This is a genomic window from Paenibacillus sp. GCM10027626 (genome assembly GCF_042676285.1).
Classification (GTDB): Bacteria; Bacillota; Bacilli; order Paenibacillales; family Paenibacillaceae; genus Paenibacillus_Z.
This window is the reverse complement of sequence record NZ_JBHTHC010000002.1, coordinates 291,675-312,793: the sequence shown is the minus strand read 5'-3', so window position 1 is coordinate 312,793 and position 21,119 is coordinate 291,675. Positions and strand designations below refer to the sequence as shown.

Genomic DNA, 21,119 nt, shown 5'->3' with positions numbered 1-21,119 from the left:
ATAACAAAATTAATGTCCAGTCTCAACTGCCTCCACGCGATTTGGTGAAAGCAGCTCGCTCACAGTTCCCAGCGCCAGCCCTTTATTTTTGATGGCCTGGATCATCCCTTTAAGCGCTTCGCTGGAAGAATCGGTTGGATGCATTAGGATCAGCGACCCAGGCTCAACCCGTGTTTTTATTTTTTGTACGAGAGACGAAGCCGGCGGATGCTTCCAATCAACCGTATCGAGCGTCCATAAAACTGTTTTCAAACCTTGCTCGGCAGCAACGTCGACTGTCATTTTATTGAAGGATCCCGAAGGCGGGGCAAATAAACGGTTGGAGACGCTGAGTGTCGATTTAAGCAGCGCTTCTGTCTTGGCGATCTGCTCATAAGCTGCGCTGCGGGACAAATTCTTCATATCCGGGTGAGAGTAGGCATGATTCGATATTTCATGCCCGTCGGCTTGAATCAGCCGCGCCAGATCCGCATTTTTCTTCAACCACGAGCCGTCCAGAAAAAAAGTGGCCTTGACCTTCTCCTCCTGCAGCGTCTGTAGCATCGGCGGCAAAAATTCATTGCCCCATGCTACATTGATCATAAGAGCTGCCATCTTTTTTTGCGGATTTCCTCGATAAATCGGCTCCCTGCCGAGATCATCAAGGCTCACTTTCGGCGTTACCTCGCGGTAAACCCAAGGAATCGGCGCTTCTGCCGGGAGGTTGCGCGCCGCTATATATGTTTTTTCCACATCTGCTTCCAAGCCATTATAACCCGGAATCGCCCGCCAAATCCGGTCGACTCTGGCATCAATCGGCGCAATGCGCAGCTTGATCGCCTCCCGCCTAATGCGCTGCAGCAGCTCGCTGTCGCTATCGGTATCATATGACAAAAAACTGCTGCTCGTAAGTGACACCCGACCTGACTTCACTTCATTCCGAAAAGCGGCCATATGCTCATTATAAATAATGAAAGATACTAACAGCACAGCTACAACTGCCATTGCCAGCAGCTTTTTATAATCCATCGTCCGCCCCACCTTTCCTCCTTTCCATCATATTAGAGCTTGGCTACCTTTATGTATGAGAAAACAAAAAGAGACAGATATAATCTGGCTCTTTCTTATCCTGTATTAGGATGGAAGAGATTAAGCTTCCTATGATTGTGCTGGTGATTGTGCCGGCTCCTGAACGGCAAGCACCGCTTTACGCGACAAATTGATCCGTCCCTGATTATCGATTTCGGTTACTTTAACCGTAATTTGATCGCCGATTTGCAGCACATCCTCAACCTTCGCTACACGCTCGGTTGAAATTTGGGAAATATGAACAAGCCCGTCCTTATTCGGCAAAATTTCCACAAAGGCACCGAACTTTTCAATCCGCTTCACTGTACCTAAATAGATTTCACCGACAACAACTTCGCGTACGATCCCTTCAATAATTTCCTTAGCACGCTCGTTTGCTTTTTGATCCGAGGAAGCGATAAATACTTTACCATCCTGCTCGATATCAATTTTCACGCCGGTTTCATCAATGATTTTGTTGATGATTTTGCCGCCTGCTCCAATTACATCGCGGATCTTGTCCGGATTGATTTGCATAATAACGATCTTAGGCGCATATGGCGACAATTCAGTGCGCGGCTGCTGCATGATTTCCAGCATTTTGCCAAGAATATGCATCCGGCCTTCACGTGCCTGATCAAGCGCCTGTGCCAAAATCGCACGATCGATGCCATCAATCTTAATATCCATCTGAATAGCAGTTACGCCTTTAGCTGTACCCGCCACCTTAAAGTCCATATCACCCAGATGATCTTCCATACCTTGAATGTCGGACAGAATTGAGAAATGATCTCCGTCTTTAATCAAGCCCATTGCAATACCGGCTACCGGCGCTTTAATCGGAACCCCGGCATCCATCATTGCCAGTGTGCTTGCACAAATACTCGCCTGGCTTGTCGAACCGTTCGATTCCAGCACTTCCGACACGAGGCGGATCGTATAAGGGAACTCTGATTCCGACGGAATCACTTTGGACAAGGCGCGCTCGCCCAATGCGCCATGGCCGATCTCGCGGCGTCCCGGCGGACGGAGCGGTCTTGCCTCGCCTACACTAAATGGCGGGAAATTGTAATGGTGCATGAACCGTTTTGTTTCTTCCAGATCAATACCATCCAAAATTTGTACATCACCCAGAGCCCCAAGCGTACAAATACTTAACGCTTGCGTTTGACCGCGCGTAAACAGACCCGAACCGTGCGTACGCGGCAGCAAGGCTACATCGCATTCAATTGGCCGAATTTCATTCAAGGCCCGTCCATCTGGCCGAACTTTGTCATGCGTAATCAGACGGCGCACTTCTTCTTTGACGATATCGTAGAGTACTTCCTTCACATCGCCCAGAAGCTCCGGCGTTTCTGCGTATTCAACTTCAAAATGCGCTACCGTCTCTGCATTGATTGCATCAATTGCATCCTGACGGGCATGCTTTTCATGGATACGGACCGCTTCAACTAAACGCGCTGCTGCAAATGCGCGAACCTGCTCATTTACTTGCTCATCCACTGCATGCAACTGCACTTCCATCTTTTCCTTGCCGGCAATGGCCTGCAATTCTTCAATCGCAGCTACAATCTTTCTAATTTCTTCATGTCCAAACATGATCGCTTCCAGCATGACTTCCTCGGAAACCTCACTCGCTTCCGCTTCCACCATCATGATGGCATCCTTCGTGCCGGCGATTGTCACAAAAATATCTGTTTTAGCTTCCTGCTCAATGGTCGGGTTAATAATAAACTGGTCGTCGATCCGTCCGACAATTACGCCGCCGATCGGACCGTTGAATGGGACATCAGAGATGGCCAGCGCTGCGGAAGTGCCGATCATAGCTGCAATTTCCGGCGGGCAATCCTGGTCTACACTCATGACGATGTCGGCAATTTGCACCTCATTGCGGAATCCTTCAGGAAACAAAGGTCTGATCGGCCTATCCGTCAGACGGCTTGCCAAAATCGCTTTTTCGCTTGGACGTCCTTCGCGTTTAATAAAACCGCCTGGAATTTTGCCCACTGCGTATAACCGTTCTTCATAATTTACAGTCAGCGGGAAAAAGTCCAAATTTTTCGGCTCATTGGAGGCAACTACTGTACACAGTATTACCGTCTCGCCATAACGTACTGTTACTGCTGCATTGGCTTGCTTCGCCAGTCGCCCGGTTTCCAAAACTAATGGCCGTCCGCCAAGCATCATCTCTACACGATGCAAATAAAACCCTCCTCGCTGCCGCCGTTATTGTGATCCCTCCGGACCCGGACAGCATGTTTCTTGACAATCTTCACATTCGACAGATACCCTGCAATATCCTGCCATCAAGAAAGATCATTCCAATACTGCTTATCTTACAGCTTCTCATATTTCTGATGAAGACATACATCATCTTCGAAAATTAACCCCAATCGTTACAAAAGCAACCTAGCTCTGCCAAATTCCGGTATCCCCGGACAGGCACAACCAGGTTGCTTTGTGTCCTCGCATCTTATCGGCGAAGGCCGAGCTTTTCGATCAATGCGCTATAACGTTTGACGTCTTTATTTTTCAAGTATGCCAACAGCTTACGGCGTTGACCTACCATTTTGAGCAGACCGCGGCGGGAATGATGATCTTTCTTATGTTCCCGAAGATGCTCTGTCAAATTCAAAATATTTTGCGTCAGGATAGCGATTTGAACTTCTGGAGAACCAGTATCGTTCGCATGGGTTTTGTGCTCTTCGATCAAGCTTTGTTTACGCTCTTGTGTAAGTGCCATCCTCGTTCACCTCCTTCTATCTTAATCGCCATTTGCCTCGCAAGCCGTCGGTGAGAACGGGCGCGCCAAGCAAAGGTTCTCGCTGCGCGGGAATATGGTTAGTATGCCCAAGCACGCAACGAATAGTAGTATAGCATATCGCATAACCAAAAGTAAACTTCTAGTTGCTGAGTCAGCAACATTAATTCGTTACTTCATCGCTGCCAGCGCATTTTTCGCCTCGGCAATATCCTTCCCGATTTGCTGGATAAGCTCCTGGACAGAACCGAATCTCCGTTCTGCGCGTATATAGGTCAATAAACGAACTTTTAATATTTGCCCATATATATCGCGATCAAAATCAAACAGATGCGCTTCCATCACCGGCTCCGGCAGATGATCATGAAAGGTCGGCTTGACGCCTACATTCAAAATGCCAGGTATGCATTCTCCAGACGCCAGCTCTGTCTCAATGGCATAAACGCCTAGTTTAGGTATGACATAAGCTTCGCTTAAGCCGAGATTGGCTGTAGGAACGCCGATAGAACGCCCTCTGCCATCCCCGCGCACTACTGTGCCCGCAATTGTATACGGCGCGCCCAGCAGCTCTCTGGCAACTTCAGGCTGACCTTCTGACAACGCTGCGCGGATGTGCGTGCTGCTTACTTTATCACCGTTTTTCATCACAAGCGCCTCGACGATATCAACTTCCATATCGGGCTTGGCCAGCTCCACCAGCGTCTCTGCTGTGCCCGCCCCCCGGGCGCCGAATGTAAAGTCAAAGCCGACAACGATCCGCTTGACATGCAGCGGCCGCAGAAACTCCGCTACGAATGACTCCGGATTTACAGCAGCGAAGCTCTTATCGAACCGGACAAGGTAAACAATATCGACGCCTAATGCGCGAAATCGTTCCATCTTCTCCTCTAACGGGGAAAGACAAGTTATATATTGATCGCCCTTGCCTAATACTTCCTTTGGGTGCGGGTGGAAGGTCATGGCAGCCGCTTCCATCCCGTTCTCATGTGCTGCTTTTACCGCTTGCTTGATCACGTTTTGATGCCCGCGATGAACACCGTCAAAATAACCAATTGCGACCGATTTCGGACGCTGCGTTTCCGCATCAAGCCCTTGCAGCGGATAATGCAATCGTATGATTTCCACAGTTCGCACCTGCTTTATGGTCTTCACTATTATTCAATAGGTGTAAAAACTTTGATCGGTTTAAGTAGGCTGGATTCCGTCCCGGACTGAAAAAGGCCGACAAACAGGCCGCTGTGCCCGTATAAGCGAACGATCTCACCGGGTTCGGCCTTTCCAGCCCACTCCACTTGCCCTTGATCGACCGGTTTCCCCTGAAATGCTTGTGTTGCCGCCAAATCGCTAACGATGCCTTTCGGCATATGCGACAGCGCTGCATCTGCAGGAATGAGTTTATCGGCAAGACTATTGTTTGCCTGCAATTGTTCAATCTGCTCTAATGTCAGGCATTGCTCCCGCACAAAGCCTCCGGACTGCGTTCGGACAAGCTCAGCCATCGCCGCCGGCAAACCGAGCCGCTTGCCGATATCTACGCAAAGTGTGCGGATATATGTGCCTTTGGAGCATTCGACGGAGAAACGGATTCGCGGATGCGGCCCCTTGTCCTCAAACGAAAGCAAATTCAGGCTATAAATCTTCACTTTGCGGGCAGCGCGCTCTACGACTTGCCCTTCGCGCGCCAGCTCATACAATCGTTTGCCGTCGACCCGCACAGCGGAATACATCGGCGGCACCTGCTCGATCTCACCGACAAAAGAAGCCAGCGCCTGGCGGACCTCATCCTCCGTGATGCGAACCTCCGGTACCGAATCGATGATCGTGCCCGTCAAATCCTCTGTATCCGTCGCTACACCCAGACATAGCGTTGCCTCATAAGTTTTCGGCCGTTCCTGCACATATTCTACGACTCTCGTCGCTCTGCCGATACATAATGGCAGGACGCCTGTTACTTGCGGATCAAGCGTTCCTGTATGACCGATCCTTTTGACGCGAAGCAGCCGCCTCGCCTTGGCCACCACATCGTGAGACGTCCAACCGGCCGGCTTCCATACAACCAAGATGCCATCCATCATTTCAGCGCCTCTTTCACAGCCTGTACAACCTGCTGCACCGCATGATCGATCGAAGTCTCAAGCTTGCAGCCGGCTGCGCGAACATGACCGCCGCCGCCAAAGGACTGCGCAATTGCCGCAACATCCGCCTGAGCGGCCGAGCGCAAGCTCACTTTCACTTGATTTTCGCCCGCTTCCTTGAACAGCAGCCCTACCTCGACTCCTTCAACATTGCGCGCATAATTGACCAAGCCTTCGAGATCCTCGCCAGAGGCGCCGGTATCCGCCATATCAGCTGCGGTAACGGTAAGCCATGCGATGCGGTTATCTTCAGAGAAGGTCAGTTGATTCAATCCGCGCTGCAAAATAAGCAGCTGCGCTTTTGTCATTCGTTCCAGCAAATAATCCGCCAATTGATGCCCCGGCACGCCAAGGCTGAGCATCGCTGCCGCAATGTGCATCACGCGCGGCGTCGTATTGGAATACCGGAAACCGCCTGTATCGGTCAATAGCCCCGTATAGATCGCAGTGGCGACAGATTGATCGAGCGCGAGTCCGGCGCGTTCAATCAAGTCGTACAATATTTCGACCGTTGCCGCGGCATCCGCCCGAAGCAAATTGACCGCGCCAAACGCGTCATTGGTAGGATGATGATCAATATTGAGCAGCCGCGCAGCTGCGCCGAAGCTTTCGGCGACGCGCCCGATTCTTCTGGCGTCAGCGCAATCTACTGAAATAATACGATCAAATTTCTCCTCCGGCGCCTGCTCGGAATAGTTAACAATCGTGTCAGCGCCATCCAAATAATGAAGGCGCGCAGGAACCGCCCCTTCATTCATCAATACAGCTTGTTTGCCCAGCTGCTGGAGCAGCCAGGCAATCACAAGAGTAGAACTGATGGCATCGCCATCGGGCTGAACATGCGAGACGACCAGAAATCGTTCGCCGCTCTTAATAAACGACAGCGCATCATCCAGACTGCCCGCATAAGCAGCCGCGGCTTGCTCCGCCGTCATTGCCCCCGTTCTCCTTCATTAATCTCGCCAAGCAAGGATTCGATTCGGCTTCCGTATTCAATACTGCTGTCGAACTTGAATTGAAGCTCGGGGGTATGGCGCAAACGGATCCGCTTGCCCAGCTCGGAGCGGATAAAACCGCTCCCGCTTGCCAGCGCCTTCAGGGTAGCTTCCTTCTGCTCATCATTGCCAAGCACGCTCAAAAAGACACGCGCCTGGGACAAATCGCTCGTAACCTCCACACCGGTTACCGTTATGAAACCGATACGCGGATCTTTCAATTCTGTTTGAATAATTTGGCTCAGTTCTTTTTTCAACTGCTCGCCGACACGTCCAACGCGAATTTTTGCCACGCGTTCATCACCTCTCTACTTTTTCCATGACGTAGGCTTCGATCGTGTCTCCTTCTTTCAAATCATTGTAACGCTCAAGCGTAATGCCGCATTCGTAGCCTTGAGCAACCTCTTTGGCATCATCCTTGAAACGCTTCAGCGACTCGATTTCACCTTCAAACACGACGACCCCTTCGCGGATCAGCCGCGCTTTTGCCGATCTTAAAATTTTGCCGCTTGTTACCATACAGCCGGCAATTGTACCGACCTTGCTCACTTTGAACAGATTGCGAATTTCCGCTTGACCGGTTACAACCTCTTTATACACCGGCTCCAGCATTCCTTTCATCGCATGTTCGATTTCATCGATAACTTTGTAAATAATGTTGTGTAGTCGAATATCGACCTGTTCCTGCTCTGCAGCAGCTTGCGCCTGTGATTCAGGTCGAACGTTAAATCCGATTACGATGGCATTGGATGCCGAAGCGAGGTTAATATCCGATTCCGTAATCGCGCCTACGCCACTGTGAATGATTTTAACCCGCACGCCTTCGATATCGATTTTCGCCAGTGATCCTTTAAGCGCTTCGGAAGTACCTTGAACGTCCGCCTTAATGATGACGTTCAATTCTTTAATCTCGCCATCTTTAATATGTTTATACAAATCGTCCAGCGTAACTCTCGTCTGCGCACCCAGTTCGCTTTGACGCTGTTTGATTGCACGGCGCTCGGCAATGGCTCGCGCTTTACGCTCATCTTCAAAGGCGAGGAACGGATCGCCTGCTTGCGGCACCTCTGTCAAGCCCGTAATTTCGACCGGCGTACTCGGTCCCGCTTCTTTCAAGCGGCGGCCTTTATCGTTGACCATTGCCCGGACGCGCCCGAAGCAATTGCCGGCAATAAATGCGTCCCCGACTTTAAGCGTACCGTGCTGCACAAGAATCCGCGCAACCGGGCCTTTCCCTTTGTCCAGCTCGGCTTCGATAACCGTACCGCGCGCGCGCTTGTTAGGATTCGCTTTGTAGTCATTTACTTCCGCTACGAGCAAAATCATTTCCAGCAAGTCCTCAAGACCCATCCGCTTCTTAGCCGACACATTGACAAAGATCGTATCGCCGCCCCACTCCTCCGGAACGAGCTCATACTCAGTCAGCTCTTGCTTGATTTTATCCGGATTAGCTTCCGGCTTATCCACTTTGTTAACCGCGACGATAATCGGAACGTTCGCTGCTTTCGCATGGTTGATCGCCTCGACCGTCTGCGGCATAACGCCGTCATCCGCTGCTACGACGATAATGGTAATGTCCGTAACTTGAGCACCGCGGGCACGCATCAGCGTGAACGCCTCGTGACCCGGTGTATCGAGGAACGTAATTTTCTTTTGATTGATTTCGACCTGGTAAGCGCCGATATGCTGCGTAATGCCGCCTGCTTCATCATTGGTTACACTGGTATGGCGAATAGCATCAAGCAATGTCGTTTTACCGTGGTCAACGTGGCCCATAATCGTTACAACCGCCGGACGGACGACCAGATCGGCCTCATCGTCAACTTCCTCGATCGTTTCGAATTGATCCTCTTCAACCGGTATCTTCACTTCAACCTCGACGCCGTACTCTCCGGCAATAAGCTGAACAGTATCCAAATCAATCTCCTGATTGATTGTAGCCATAACGCCAAGGAAGATGAGCTTTTTAATGACTTCCGAAGCATCCTTGTGGAGCAGCTTCGCTAAATCGCCTACTGTCATATCCCCGCGCACAATAATTTTCTTCGGTGTATTGTCGATTTTTTCACGGCGCTCCGACTGTGCCTGATTGCCTCTGCGGCCATTCTTACCTCCGCGGTTGTTGCCTCTGAAATTGCCTTGCTTGTTATCATCAAAGCGCTTGCCGCCTTGCTTCCCTTTTCTCTTGTCCTGATCTTGATTAGCGCCTCGCTGATCAAAGCTGCGACCGCCTGTCGCTGCTCCACGGCCTGTTTCATTCGCTCGGGCTGCGCCGCCTTGGCGGCTTTGTCCAAATCCCTGTCCGCCTCCTTGACCGGCTTGATTCGGACGATTGCCTTGCTGGCCTTGCGGACGCTGTCCGCCTCCTTGCTGGCCTTGCGGACGCTGCCCGCTTCCTTGCTGGCCTTGTGGACGCTGTCCGCCTCCTTGCTGGCCTTGCGGGCGTTGTCCGCCTCCTTGCTGGCCTTGCGCACCGCGGCCCGCGCCTTGCTGCTGGTTCCGTCCTCCGCCTTGATTGTTATTGTGACCTTGACCTTGACGACTAGTTCCGCCTTGCCCGTTGCGAGGACCTTGCGATTGTCCCTGACGGCCTCCGCCTTGTCCTTGACGACCGCTGCCCGCTTGCGCGGAACGCTGCTGATTCGAATTTTGATTCGAATTTGATGTTGGATTAGTTGTAGTTGAGTTCATATTCCCCTGTCGTTCCTGGTTTGAATTTTTGTTGCCTTGCATCTGGCCGGACTTGCCCGGCTCGCTTTGCGGTTGCTGCGTTGCCGCCGCACCGGATATTGCGACATGATCCTGAGCCCGCTTCGCCGCGGCATTTGATTTGATGTCGCGGAAAAAGCCCTCCACCTTGCTTACCATTTCATTTTCCATGACACTCATATGGTTGTTGACTGGCAAGTCAAGCCGTTTCAAGATCGTAATAATTTCCTTACTGCTCATATTAAGCGACTTCGCATATTCATACACGCGCAATTTATCTTTATTGTCCTTGCTATTATCCTGTTGTTTAGTCAATATACTCCACCTCCGAAGATTGGCTTAAACTTCGTTGTATACTTGACGAAAACCCAGCGTCCATCACAGCAATAATTACTCGTGCCTCTTTGCCGATCGCCTGTCCTAGCGTCACGCGATCATACAATTCCTTGACCGCAACGCCGTAAGTACTGCATTTGTCCCGATACTTTTTCTTCGTATTATCGGACGCATCGCCAGCTACAATGACCAGTTTTGCCTTGCCTTGCCGAACTGCCTTCAGTACTGTCTCATCACCAGTGACCAGCTTGCCCGCCCGCATCGCCATTCCAAGCAATGACAATGTTTTATTCATCATCATTCGCCTGCTTTTTGTTAGCGAGAAACGTCTCTTCAACTTTGATAAAATCCTGCTCCAGCTGATCGTATATCTCTACCCCGACCGGCTGCTTCAATGCGCGGTCCAGTGCTTTTGTTTTTTTGGCCAGCTTGAAACATTCTACTTTGCCGCATAAATAAGCGCCGCGCCCGGCTTTTTTGCCGGTCAAGTCAATGAGAATCTGGTCGTCAGGTGTTTTCACGACGCGAATCAGCTCTTTTTTTGGCATCATTTGCTGGCATGCGACACATTTGCGCAATGGTATTTTCCGCTGTCTCACCCGTTCATCCCCTCCTTATCGCTTAAAGCTCTGTTAGTCGATAGAGACGGAATCCTGATGCATCGTGCTCATTGGCGATTTAGGTCGGCCAAACTCCTGCTCAGCCTGCGTCTCGCTCTTAATATCGATTTTCCAGCCGGTTAGCTTGGCAGCCAAACGCGCATTTTGCCCTTTAATGCCAATCGCCAGCGACAGCTGATAGTCGGGAACAATTACGCGCGCCATCTTCTCCTGCTCGTAAACGATTACTTCGAGCACCTTAGACGGGCTTAATGCGTTCGCCACATATTCATCCACATTTTCGGACCAGCGCACGATATCGATTTTTTCGCCTTTCAGCTCTGTCACGATCGTCTGCACCCGCAGCCCCTTTTGTCCTACGCAGGATCCTACAGGATCGACCTCCGGATTGCGTGAATGTACAGCAATCTTCGAACGGAAGCCAGCCTCGCGCGCTACAGAGCGAATTTCAACAACGCCATCGTATATTTCCGGCACTTCCAGCTCAAAAAGACGCTTAAGCAAGCCGGGATGTGTCCGGGACAGAAAAATTTGTGGTCCCTTGGTTGTATTTTCCACTTTTGTAATGAACGATTTCACGCGATCAAGATGCTTGAACTTATCAGTCGGCATCAGCTCAGTCAGCGGCATTACCGCCTCCACCTTGCCCAAATCGATAAATAAATTCCGCGCATCCTGCCGCTGTACGATACCGGTAACGATATCCTCTTCTTTATCGATGAATGCATTGTATATCAGGCCGCGCTCTGCCTCGCGAATCCGTTGTGTAACGACCTGCTTCGCCGTTTGGGCTGCAATCCGTCCGAAATCGCGAGGCGTAACTTCAATCTCGGCCACATCATCCAGCTGATAATGCGGATTAATTTCGCGAGATGCTTCTATCGATATTTCCAGTCTTGGATCGAGCACTTCTTCCACAACTGTCTTGCGCGCATAAACTTTGATCAAGCCTGTATGGCGGTTAATATCGACGCGGACATTTTGCGCCGTGTTGAAATTCCGCTTATAGCTGGAAATTAGCGCTGCTTCAATAGCTTCTAGCAATACATCTTTTGCAATGCCCTTCTCCCTTTCGATTTCCGACAATGCATCAATAAAATCCGTGCTCATTGGAAACGAGTTCCCCCTTTCAATTAGTTCCCGTATTTTTGAGGGCCGGCACGGACCGGCAATCGCTAAAATACGATTGCCAGTCGTGCGCTTGCCACTTTCGCATATGGAATTGCAACCTGCTTCTTGCCAATCTCGATAACGAGCTGCTCGCCGTCAAACGATGCCAGCTTGCCTTCGAACTCCTTCCCTCCGTCAACAGGCTCATATGTAGTGACATACACATGTTTGCCTACCGCCTGCTCGACATCGTGCGCCTTCTTGAGCGGCCGCTCCGCTCCCGGCGAGGACACTTCCAAAAAGTAAGCATCCGGAATCGGGTCGTTCTCATCCAGCTTTTCGCTCAAATATTCGCTGATCCGGGCGCATTCGTCAATATCAATACCGCCTTCTTTGTCTACAAAGACACGGAGAAAGAAGTTGTTCCCTTCCTTCACATACTCTACATCAACCAGTTCAAATCCATTGCTATCGAGAAATGGGCGAACCATTTCTTCAACGATGGTCTTGATTCTCGGTGTGCTCAAACAGACGTTCCTCCCTGTTGCGATTCTCTAAATTGCAGGCGAGCTGGCTCCTGCCCTATTTACTATCATTAGTCATACTTTGACCGCAGCTTTGCGGGTGCCCCTCGCAAACCGGAAGCGGAACCCTTCAAACGGGCATTCACGCGCCAACTGGCGAACCGCAAAAATTGTCCCGCACAACAAGAAGAAACGGCTGACGCCGTCCTTGGCGCATCGCCAAGTTTCTTCCCTTAGAAATATAAGCCGTGTATAAGGTGAAACCTATACTTTCTTATATAACAAAAAAGGTGCGGACAAAACGTAAAGAGTGGGTTTCCCCACTCTTCTGCGAAAAGTTTACTATCATCATCATTGCCAGAAAGAGTATACCATAACCCTGCCAATGTGACAACCGCCAGTTTGTCTGAAACCTGGCGGTTGAACTGAACCGGCAACGCTTAAAACAACGAAAGCTGATTCGATTCCGGCAGTCCGCGGAAACAGCCCATTCCGCTCAAAACTTCAATGATCGTCTTCGTCGCCTTCGACTTCTGCTGGAAGTCTTCAATGGACAAAAACTCGCCGTGCTCGCGGGAAGCGGCAATATTGCGCGCCGCATTGTCGCCGATACCGGCAATGGCCGAAAATGGAGGAATGAGCGACGTCCCATCAACGATAAACTTCGTCGCTTCCGACCGATACAAATCGATCGGTTTGAATGTGAAGCCGCGCGCCGTCATCTCCAGCGACATTTCCAGCTGCGAGATCGAGCTCTTCTCCTTCGGCGTTGCGTTGAAGCCTTTGGCTTCAATTTCTTGCAGTTTACGCAAAATAGCATCATAGCCCTGACAAAGCACATCCAAGTCAAAATCCTCTGCGCGGACAGAGAAATACGTCGCGTAGAATTCAATCGGGTAATAAAGCTTAAAGAACGCGGTGCGCACCGCAGAAATTACATATGCGGCAGCATGCGCCTTCGGAAACATGTACTCGATCTTCAGACAGGAATCGATATACCACTGCGGAACCTTGCAATTCTTCATCTCTTCGATCCATTCCGGCGTCAGTCCGCGCCCTTTACGCACGCTTTCCGTAATTTTAAAGGCCAATCCGGCATCCATTCCCGCCTTATAAATGAGATAAAGCATAATATCGTCCCGGCAGCCGATAACCGTTTTGATCGAACAGGTCCCGTTTTTAATCAGTTCCTGCGCATTGCCCAGCCAGACGCCCGTTCCGTGGGACAAGCCGGAAATTTGCAGCAAATCCGCAAAGGTAGACGGCTTCGTCTCCTCAAGCATTTGCCGCACAAACTTTGTTCCCATCTCCGGCACACCATATGTAGCGACAGGCGATCGGATTTGATCAGGCCTAACGCCGAGCGCATCCGTCGAATTAAACAAGCTCATTACTTTCGGGTCATTCATCGGGATCGTCGTCGGATCAATGCCCGTCAGATCCTGCAGCATCCGCATCATCGTCGGATCATCGTGACCGAGAATATCAAGCTTGAGCAAATTTTCCTCAAAGGCGTGATAATCAAAATGCGTCGTCTTCCATTCCGCATTGACGTCATCGGCCGGGTATTGCACCGGCGTTACATCCTCGACCTCAATGTAGTCGGGCACGACGACAATCCCGCCGGGATGCTGCCCTGTACTGCGCTTCACGCCCGTACAGCCGCTGGCCAGCCTGGACAGCTCGGCGCCGCGCCATTTTTTGTCGTTGTCTTCCTGGTACTTTTTCGCATAGCCATAGCCCGTTTTTTCGGCGACTGTGCCGATCGTCCCGGCCCGGAACACACATTTGTCTGTAAACAGCACCTTGGTGTAGTTATGCGCAATCGGCTGATACTCTCCCGAAAAGTTCAAGTCGATATCGGGCACTTTATCGCCTTTAAAGCCAAGGAAAGTTTCGAACGGAATGTCCTGCCCCTCGCCCTTGAGCGGCTTGCCGCATTGCGGACAGAGCTTGTCCGGCAAGTCAAAACCTGATGGATAGCTGCCGTCCAAAAACCACTCGCTGTACTTGCATTCCTCATTGGTGCACATATAATGCGCCGGCAGAGGATTTACTTCCGATATGCCGAGGAAGGTGGCTACGACCGAAGAGCCTACCGACCCCCGCGAACCGACAAGATAACCGTCGGCATTCGATTTTTTCACAAGTCGTTCGGAAATCAGATAGTTGGCGGAGAAGCCGTATTTTATAATCGGCACCAGCTCTTTCTCCAGCCGCTGTACAACGACCTCCGGCGGATTTTCCCCATACAGCCTTTTTGCTGTGCCGTAGCAGGTCGAACGGATCTCTTCCTCCGCCCCTTCGAGAATCGGTGTAAACAGCTCCTTCGGGAACATATCGAACGGTTCAAAGCGCTCGGATAGCTCGCGCGTATTTTTCACGACGACCTCATAGGCACGATCCTCGCCGAGAAAAGCGAATTCTCCCAGCATTTCCTTCGTTGTGCGGAAGTGGGCGTCGGGCTTGCGGATATCTTTAAGCGGACTAAAGCCCGTAATTCCATGAATCGTAATATCGCGGAAAATTTTGTCCCGCGGCTTCAAATAATGCACGTTGCCAGTAGCAATAACCGGCTTGTTCAGTTTGTCGCCAATCTCGCAAACCCGGCGCAGCGCCTGCTCGATTTCGGCGCGGCTGCCGACCAGCCCTTTATCGACCAAATGCATATAAAAGCCTACCGGCTGAATTTCCAGCACATCATAATATTGCGCGATGTCTTCGGCTTCTTCTACCGTTTTATTGAGCACAGCTTCAAAAAATTCGCCCTTCTCGCAGCCGGATACGACCAGCAGCCCTTCTCTTAGCTCTGTCAGCTTGCTTTTTGGAATGCAGGCAACGCGTTTGAAATATTCGGTATGAGATAATGAGATCAGCTTGAACAGATTTTTTTTGCCGACAGCATTGAGCGCATAAATACAACAATGGAAAGGGCGCGAGTTCGATAAATCAAGCCCGACATAATCATTCAGCATATGAAGGCCGACAATGTTGCGGCTCGCCGCATCGCCAATGAGACCGAATAATACGCCGCCAAGCGCCACCGAGTCATCAACCGCCCGGTGGTGGCTTTCCAGACTCACCTTATATTTTGCCGACAATGTATTCAGCCGGTGGTTTTTCAAGGTCGGATGCAGAAAACGGGCAAGCTCAAGCGTATCCAGCACCGGATTCGTCAGCTCCGGCATGCCGAACGCTTTGCAGGAGGCCTGTATAAAGCCCATATCGAAGCGGGCGTTATGCGCGACCAGTACCGCATCGCCGACAAAATCAATGAATTCGCGCAGCTTGGGCTCCAGCTCCGGAGCGCCGCGGACCATTTCGTTCGTAATATTGGTCAGCTGCTGAATATGGTATGGTATGTCCTCGTGCGGATCGATAAAGGTTGAAAAACGGTCGATTTCCTTGCCTTCCTTCATTTTGACGCCGGCGAGCTCAATAATTTTGTTATTGATGATCGACAGGCCGGTCGTCTCGATGTCGAATACGACGTACTCCGCCGTCTGCAGCGGCTCCTCCCGCGGATTCATCACCATCGGCACCGCGTCGTTCACAACATTGGCTTCTAACCCGTAAAGCACTTTAATCCCATGCTTTTTGGCCGATTTGGCCGCCTCCGGAAAGCACTGCACATTGCTGTGATCGGTAATGGCAATTGCGCTATGCCCCCATTTAACCGCATTTTTAATATAAGTATCGATCGAAGTCACGGCATCCATCGTACTCATCGTCGTATGCAGATGGAACTCGACCCGTTTTTCCTCCGCATCGTCGACCGGTTCGGATGGCGCTACGATTTCATGCAGGTCGGATGGCATCATGACCAGCTCCGGCTCCATCATAAAGCGGTCGTATTCGACACGCCCCCGCGCCTTGATCCATTTGCCGTTTGCCAGCTGGCTGAGCACCTTGACATCCTCTTTTGTTTTGGCAAACATCTTCATTGCGATCGAGTCAGTGAAGTCTGTTACATTGAACATGAACAGCGTACTGCCGTTGCGCAGCTCCTTTGAGTCAAGACCGAACACAGTGCCCTGCACCGTAATCTTCTTTTCCTCCTCCAATATATTCATAATTGGAGTCGGAACCTCCCGAATATCATAGCCGACAATGAGCGGAACTTCGCCTTCTTCGACGGCCGGCGCTTCCGCCGCGGCGGCGACGCTCGACATCATTTGTTCAATAACCTCTCGCTCTGCCTCATCGCGTTTTTGATTAAAGGCTTCGAAAATCTCCTGATTGGATGCCATGACGGCCAGCTTAATGCGGCATTCTCTGGAAAAGCGCTCCTTGTAATACGATACGGCCAGCTCGTCAATCCGTTTTTTCCGCGCCATCTCCATACTGATTTCGTCAAGCATCGATAAGGTGATACATCCATCCGCCGCTTCCATTTTCGCTTTGCTCAGCCAGCCGTTGACCGACGGATTTTGCTGCTGTACCCAAGATACAAAAAGCGGCCAGTAAGCAAGCAAAATTTGATCGGTTGAAACTTGACTGTCAAATTGGAACGTGACGGCAACAGAAGCGATGTGGGCAAACTTTGTACGCACCGATTCGCAGAAAGCTTCTATTGCCGCTAATGGAATTAATGACGATTTGCCAATGCAAAACGTCCATTCCCGGTTGTTCCGGCTTACGATCACTTTATCAATAAAACCGTCTGCAAAATGCTCATTCGTGAGCTGCTCCGGCAGCCCGGCTTGCTTCAGGAGCAGCTCGAACCGCTCCCGTTTATCCCCGGTGTGGCCCATCTTTTCCTCCCCCGATGAAAAATTTCCTACGCTGAAGATGTTCAAAAAAGCAGCCGGCTGCACTTCATCCTTCGGCAGCTTTTTGAACCGAAAAGGTCTAAAAACAGCACGACCGCGATTTTCATCGCGGCATACTGTCTCTTCACGTATTCGCTGTCCTGCTGCGGTTTAGTAGGCGCGAGCAAAAACAACCGTATGCTTGGCTTCGTCACCGCATACCAGGCATTTTCTTTTATCTTCTGAAGGCTCAAACGGAATGTTGCGGCTTGTCGCGCCGGTTTCTTCCTTCACCTGCTGCTCGCAAGCGGCAGAACCGCACCAGCCGGCTGTCGTAAAGCCGCGCCCGCCTTCCAGCAGCTTCTTCATCTCGTCCAAAGTTTCCACAGAGTAGGAATGCTCCTCACGGAACTGTTTGGCGCGGTTAAACATCTCCTGATGAATGTCTGCCAGCATACGCTCGACTTCAGCAACAAGATCCTGCTGGGCAACAACCCGTTTCTCCCCTGAGATCCGCGAGACAAGCACGACTTGTCCGTTTTCCATATCGCGCGGCCCAAGCTCCAGCCGCACCGGAACGCCGCGCATTTCGTACTCATTGAACTTCCATCCCGGGCTCACGTCGCTGCGGTCGTCTACCTTGGCGCGAATGCCCGCTTTTTTCAGCTGTGTATATAGCTCGTCTACGCGGCCGACAACCTGTTCGCGCGTTTTGGCCGGTCCGATTGGAATCATAACGACCTGTGTCGGCGAAATTTTTGGCGGAAGCGCAAGGCCGCGATCATCGCCATGCACCATAATTAAGGCGCCGATCAAACGCGTGGATACGCCCCACGAGGTCGTATGTGCAAATTGCAGCGTATTGCTGCGATCCAAATATTTAATATCGAAAGCAACGGAGAAGTTCGTACCCATGAAGTGCGAGGTACCTGCTTGAACAGCCCGGCCGTCCTTCATCATCGCTTCAATCGAGAACGTATCGACCGCACCGGCGAATTTCTCCGACGGCGTCTTTTGGCCGGCAATAACCGGAATCGCCAGAAAATCCTCTACAAACTCCCGATAAATCGTTAGCATTTGCATCGTTTCCTGACGGGCTTCCTCTTCCGTCTCGTGAGCGGTGTGGCCTTCCTGCCACAAAAATTCGCTCGTCCGCAAAAATGGGAGCGTCCGCTTCTCCCAGCGCACTACGTTCGCCCATTGGTTAATAAGCACAGGCAAATCCCGATAGGATTGAATCCATTTGGCATACATATGGCCGATAATCGTCTCCGATGTCGGGCGAATGGCCAGCCGCTCCTCCAGCTTTTCTCCCCCTGCCTCGGTTACCCAAGGCAGCTCAGGGTTGAAGCCTTCCACATGCTCCTTTTCTTTTTGAAAAAAGCTCTCTGGTATAAACAATGGAAAATACGCGTTGCGGTGGCCCGTCTCTTTGAAGCGGCGATCCAGCTCACGCTGGATATTTTCCCACAGCTCAAATCCTTCCGGCCTAAACACGATACAGCCGCGCACCGGCGAGTAGTCCATCAGATCAGCTTTTTTTATGACATCGATATACCATCTGGAAAAATCTTCGCCCTGCGGCGTAATTTCCGTAACAAATTGCTTATCCTTCGCCATGAACGACAACTACTCCCCTCTAACCAATCGCAAAATATCATTATATGTGACCGCCAGCATCAGCAGCATCAGCATTGCAAAGCCGATAAAATGGACCATGCTCTCGCGGTTCGGATCAACCGGCCTTCCCCGCAGCGCCTCGACGCCGAGGAAAATCAAGCGGCTGCCGTCCAGCGCCGGTATCGGCAGCAGATTGAATATGCCGAGGTACAGGCTGAGCAGCGCTGCCCATGAGGTCAGCTGCACAATACCTTGCTTGGCAATTTCACTCGTCACCTGCGCGGTACGCACCGGACCGCCCAAATCATCCAGCTTGAAATCGCCGATTACCAGCTTCTTCAAGCCCTCAAATATGCTGATCGACATATTTTTCATCGCTTTGCCGGCAAGCCCGAACGTCTCGCCGAAACCTACCGCTCTTGTCGGAGCAGCCGGATAAATCCCGACCTTGCCGTCTCCTGTCTCCGCTTCCGGCTGCGGCGTTATTTTCAGCTTGATGGGCTGACCGTCTCGTATAAAGACGAACTCCACCGGCTTGCCGGGCGACTTGCTGACGATTTCGATCATTTTATCGAAATCGCTGCCGATTTTAACCCCATTGACGGATTCAATCACATCGCCGACCTTGACATCGGTCTGTGCCGCCGGCATCCCTTCCGACAGCTTGCCTACCAGAATGCGATCGGGATTTTCCATCGCGACGCCAGCCATTTGAAAGTAGACGAAGAACAGCACATAAGCAAGCACGAAATTCATGATTGGACCGGCGGCAATCGCCAGCGCCCTTTGAGCAACCGTCTTGCTGCCGAATTGCCGGTCTTTCGGCGCAATTTGCGTTTCTCTCCCTTTGGCGATCATTAGCGCCTGTGGGTGAACCTGAAAAGTTTCGCTTACACCATCTACTGACAAGGTTACGGTAAGGCGTTCTTCAATATCAATCTGCTCCACTTCACCGCGGATGACATTGGATCGCTCATCCAGCCGGTCCAAGTAAAAGCGGGTCACAAGACCGTCCTTAACTCTGACGGCGATCGTCTGGCCGGTTTGAATCTCGACGAGCTCCGGGTCCTCGCCCGCCATACGGACAAATCCGCCGGCCGGTACAAGACGCAAAGTATAGCGTGTTTCTCCGCGCTTGATAGAAAGCAGCTTCGGACCGAATCCGATCGCAAACTCCCTTACCAATATTCCTGCGCGCTTCGCAAAAAAGTAGTGTCCCCATTCGTGGATCGTTACGATCACGAAGAAAACAAGTACTGTCATAAAGACGACTTGTATAATATGCATCGATTCAGCGCCTCCTGTTCGTAACGGCCTGTACATAGATTATCATTATTCTTACGTCCGTTACAAGAGAACCCCGTTCAGCAGACTGCTGCAGCCTCTTTTCGCGCCCAGCCGTCCATCTCGGCAATGGCAGCCAAATCTGGAACATCCGTCACGTCATGCCGCTCCAGTACAGTCCCGATAATGCGTTCAATGTCAAGGAAGGACACCTCTCCCGCCAAAAAGCGCGCAACCGCCACTTCATTGGCCGCATTGAACACCGTCGTCGCCGAGCGCCCCGCCTTGCCGCTTTCATAAGCCATTCGCAGACAAGGGAATCGGTTCAGATCCATTTCGCGGAAGTGCAATTGTCCGATTTTCGCCAGATCAAGCGATTCGGTCGGAGTAGGGCGCCTGTTCGGATAAGTAAGCGCATATTGGATCGGCACCCGCATATCCGGCAAGCCCAGCTGGGCAATATTGCTATTGTCTACAAATTCGATGAATGAGTGAATGATGCTCTCTGGATGCATCAGAACACCAATCTGCTCATACTCAATGCCGAACAGCCAATGCGCTTCAATCACTTCCAGCCCTTTATTCACCATTGTCGCGGTATCGATTGTTATTTTGGCGCCCATTGACCAATTCGGATGGGCCAGCGCTTGCTCTACCGTTACCCCTTCCAGTTCAGCTCTTGTTTTATCCCGGAACGAGCCGCCCGAGGCTGTCAGTATGATCCGCTTGATCTCTCCGCGGCGCTCGCCATTCAAGCATTGAAAAATCGCCGAATGCTCGCTGTCCACCGGCAAAATTGCAACTCCGCGCTCCGCGGCCAGCTTCATGACCAGATGGCCGGCTGTAATCAACGTTTCCTTATTGGCCAGGGCAATTTGCTTGCCGGCATCGATTGCCGCCATCGTCGCATGCAGTCCGCGGCTGCCGATAATCGCAGTAACGACTGTATCAGAATCGTTGTCTGCAGCAATTTCCACGAGCCCTTCGGGGCCATGCAGCACTTCGATTCCGTCCGGCAGATGCAGAGCGGCTTCCGCAGCCAGCTCCTTCGTAGACAAGCAAACTTTTTTAGGCTTGAATTGCTTGGCCTGCTTGATCAGCAGCTCCACATTGCTGCCGGCTGCCAGCCCGTCTACCTCATACGATTCCGGGTCGTGCGCAATGACATCCAGCGTCTGCGTGCCGATCGAGCCCGTTGAACCGAGCAATGTCACTTTTTTCATCTTA

The 21,119-nt window shown here is 51.4% G+C and carries 16 protein-coding genes; all 16 read right to left on the bottom strand.

What is annotated here, in order from left to right; genetic code table 11:
• Nucleotides 1–9: 9 nt before the first annotated feature.
• On the bottom strand, nucleotides 10–1,008 hold the full coding sequence (locus ACFQ0N_RS05280) for a polysaccharide deacetylase family protein (RefSeq protein WP_379323553.1): 999 nt from the start codon (nucleotides 1,006–1,008) through the stop codon (nucleotides 10–12).
• 129 nt (nucleotides 1,009–1,137) lie between these two features.
• Entirely contained in the window at nucleotides 1,138–3,234 is a 2,097-nt protein-coding gene (gene pnp, locus ACFQ0N_RS05275) for a polyribonucleotide nucleotidyltransferase (protein WP_379324273.1), read from the bottom strand.
• A gap of 286 nt (nucleotides 3,235–3,520) precedes the next feature.
• Entirely contained in the window at nucleotides 3,521–3,790 is a 270-nt protein-coding gene (rpsO, locus tag ACFQ0N_RS05270; protein WP_379323551.1) for a 30S ribosomal protein S15, read from the bottom strand.
• 189 nt (nucleotides 3,791–3,979) lie between these two features.
• On the bottom strand, nucleotides 3,980–4,933 hold the full coding sequence (locus ACFQ0N_RS05265; protein ID WP_379323549.1) for a bifunctional riboflavin kinase/FAD synthetase: 954 nt from the start codon (nucleotides 4,931–4,933) through the stop codon (nucleotides 3,980–3,982).
• 29 nt (nucleotides 4,934–4,962) lie between these two features.
• Nucleotides 4,963–5,883, bottom strand: a complete 921-nt coding sequence (gene truB, locus ACFQ0N_RS05260; protein ID WP_379323547.1) for a tRNA pseudouridine(55) synthase TruB — start codon at nucleotides 5,881–5,883, stop codon at nucleotides 4,963–4,965.
• Entirely contained in the window at nucleotides 5,880–6,878 is a 999-nt protein-coding gene (locus ACFQ0N_RS05255) for a DHH family phosphoesterase (protein ID WP_379323545.1), read from the bottom strand. The genes truB and ACFQ0N_RS05255 overlap by 4 nt, the downstream gene beginning before the upstream one ends.
• Nucleotides 6,875–7,231, bottom strand: a complete 357-nt coding sequence (gene rbfA / locus ACFQ0N_RS05250) for a 30S ribosome-binding factor RbfA (RefSeq protein WP_379323543.1) — start codon at nucleotides 7,229–7,231, stop codon at nucleotides 6,875–6,877. Before rbfA ends, ACFQ0N_RS05255 begins: the two co-directional genes overlap by 4 nt.
• Before the next feature lie 7 nt (nucleotides 7,232–7,238).
• On the bottom strand, nucleotides 7,239–9,962 hold the full coding sequence (infB, locus tag ACFQ0N_RS05245) for a translation initiation factor IF-2 (RefSeq protein ID WP_379323541.1): 2,724 nt from the start codon (nucleotides 9,960–9,962) through the stop codon (nucleotides 7,239–7,241).
• Complete coding sequence (locus tag ACFQ0N_RS05240) at nucleotides 9,955–10,278, bottom strand: YlxQ family RNA-binding protein (protein WP_379323539.1); 324 nt, start codon at nucleotides 10,276–10,278, stop codon at nucleotides 9,955–9,957. The genes infB and ACFQ0N_RS05240 overlap by 8 nt, the downstream gene beginning before the upstream one ends.
• Nucleotides 10,271–10,582, bottom strand: coding sequence for an RNase P modulator RnpM (gene rnpM / locus ACFQ0N_RS05235; RefSeq protein ID WP_379323537.1), 312 nt, complete (start codon nucleotides 10,580–10,582; stop codon nucleotides 10,271–10,273). The genes ACFQ0N_RS05240 and rnpM overlap by 8 nt, the downstream gene beginning before the upstream one ends.
• 33 nt (nucleotides 10,583–10,615) lie before the next feature.
• Nucleotides 10,616–11,713: a transcription termination factor NusA gene (gene nusA, locus ACFQ0N_RS05230; protein ID WP_379323535.1), complete on the bottom strand. Its 1,098-nt coding sequence runs from the start codon at nucleotides 11,711–11,713 to the stop codon at nucleotides 10,616–10,618.
• A 65-nt stretch (nucleotides 11,714–11,778) separates the two neighbouring features.
• On the bottom strand, nucleotides 11,779–12,240 hold the full coding sequence (gene rimP, locus ACFQ0N_RS05225; protein ID WP_379323533.1) for a ribosome maturation factor RimP: 462 nt from the start codon (nucleotides 12,238–12,240) through the stop codon (nucleotides 11,779–11,781).
• Between the two features lie 437 nt (nucleotides 12,241–12,677).
• Complete coding sequence (locus ACFQ0N_RS05220; protein WP_379323531.1) at nucleotides 12,678–16,991, bottom strand: PolC-type DNA polymerase III; 4,314 nt, start codon at nucleotides 16,989–16,991, stop codon at nucleotides 12,678–12,680.
• A gap of 168 nt (nucleotides 16,992–17,159) precedes the next feature.
• Nucleotides 17,160–18,608: a proline--tRNA ligase gene (gene proS / locus ACFQ0N_RS05215; RefSeq protein ID WP_379323529.1), complete on the bottom strand. Its 1,449-nt coding sequence runs from the start codon at nucleotides 18,606–18,608 to the stop codon at nucleotides 17,160–17,162.
• A gap of 9 nt (nucleotides 18,609–18,617) precedes the next feature.
• A complete protein-coding gene (rseP, locus tag ACFQ0N_RS05210; protein ID WP_379323527.1) occupies nucleotides 18,618–19,895 on the bottom strand; it encodes an RIP metalloprotease RseP in 1,278 nt (425 codons plus the stop codon).
• Nucleotides 19,896–19,972: 77 nt separating this feature from the next.
• Complete coding sequence (locus ACFQ0N_RS05205) at nucleotides 19,973–21,115, bottom strand: 1-deoxy-D-xylulose-5-phosphate reductoisomerase (protein ID WP_379323525.1); 1,143 nt, start codon at nucleotides 21,113–21,115, stop codon at nucleotides 19,973–19,975.
• Between the last annotated feature and the right edge of the window lie 4 nt (nucleotides 21,116–21,119).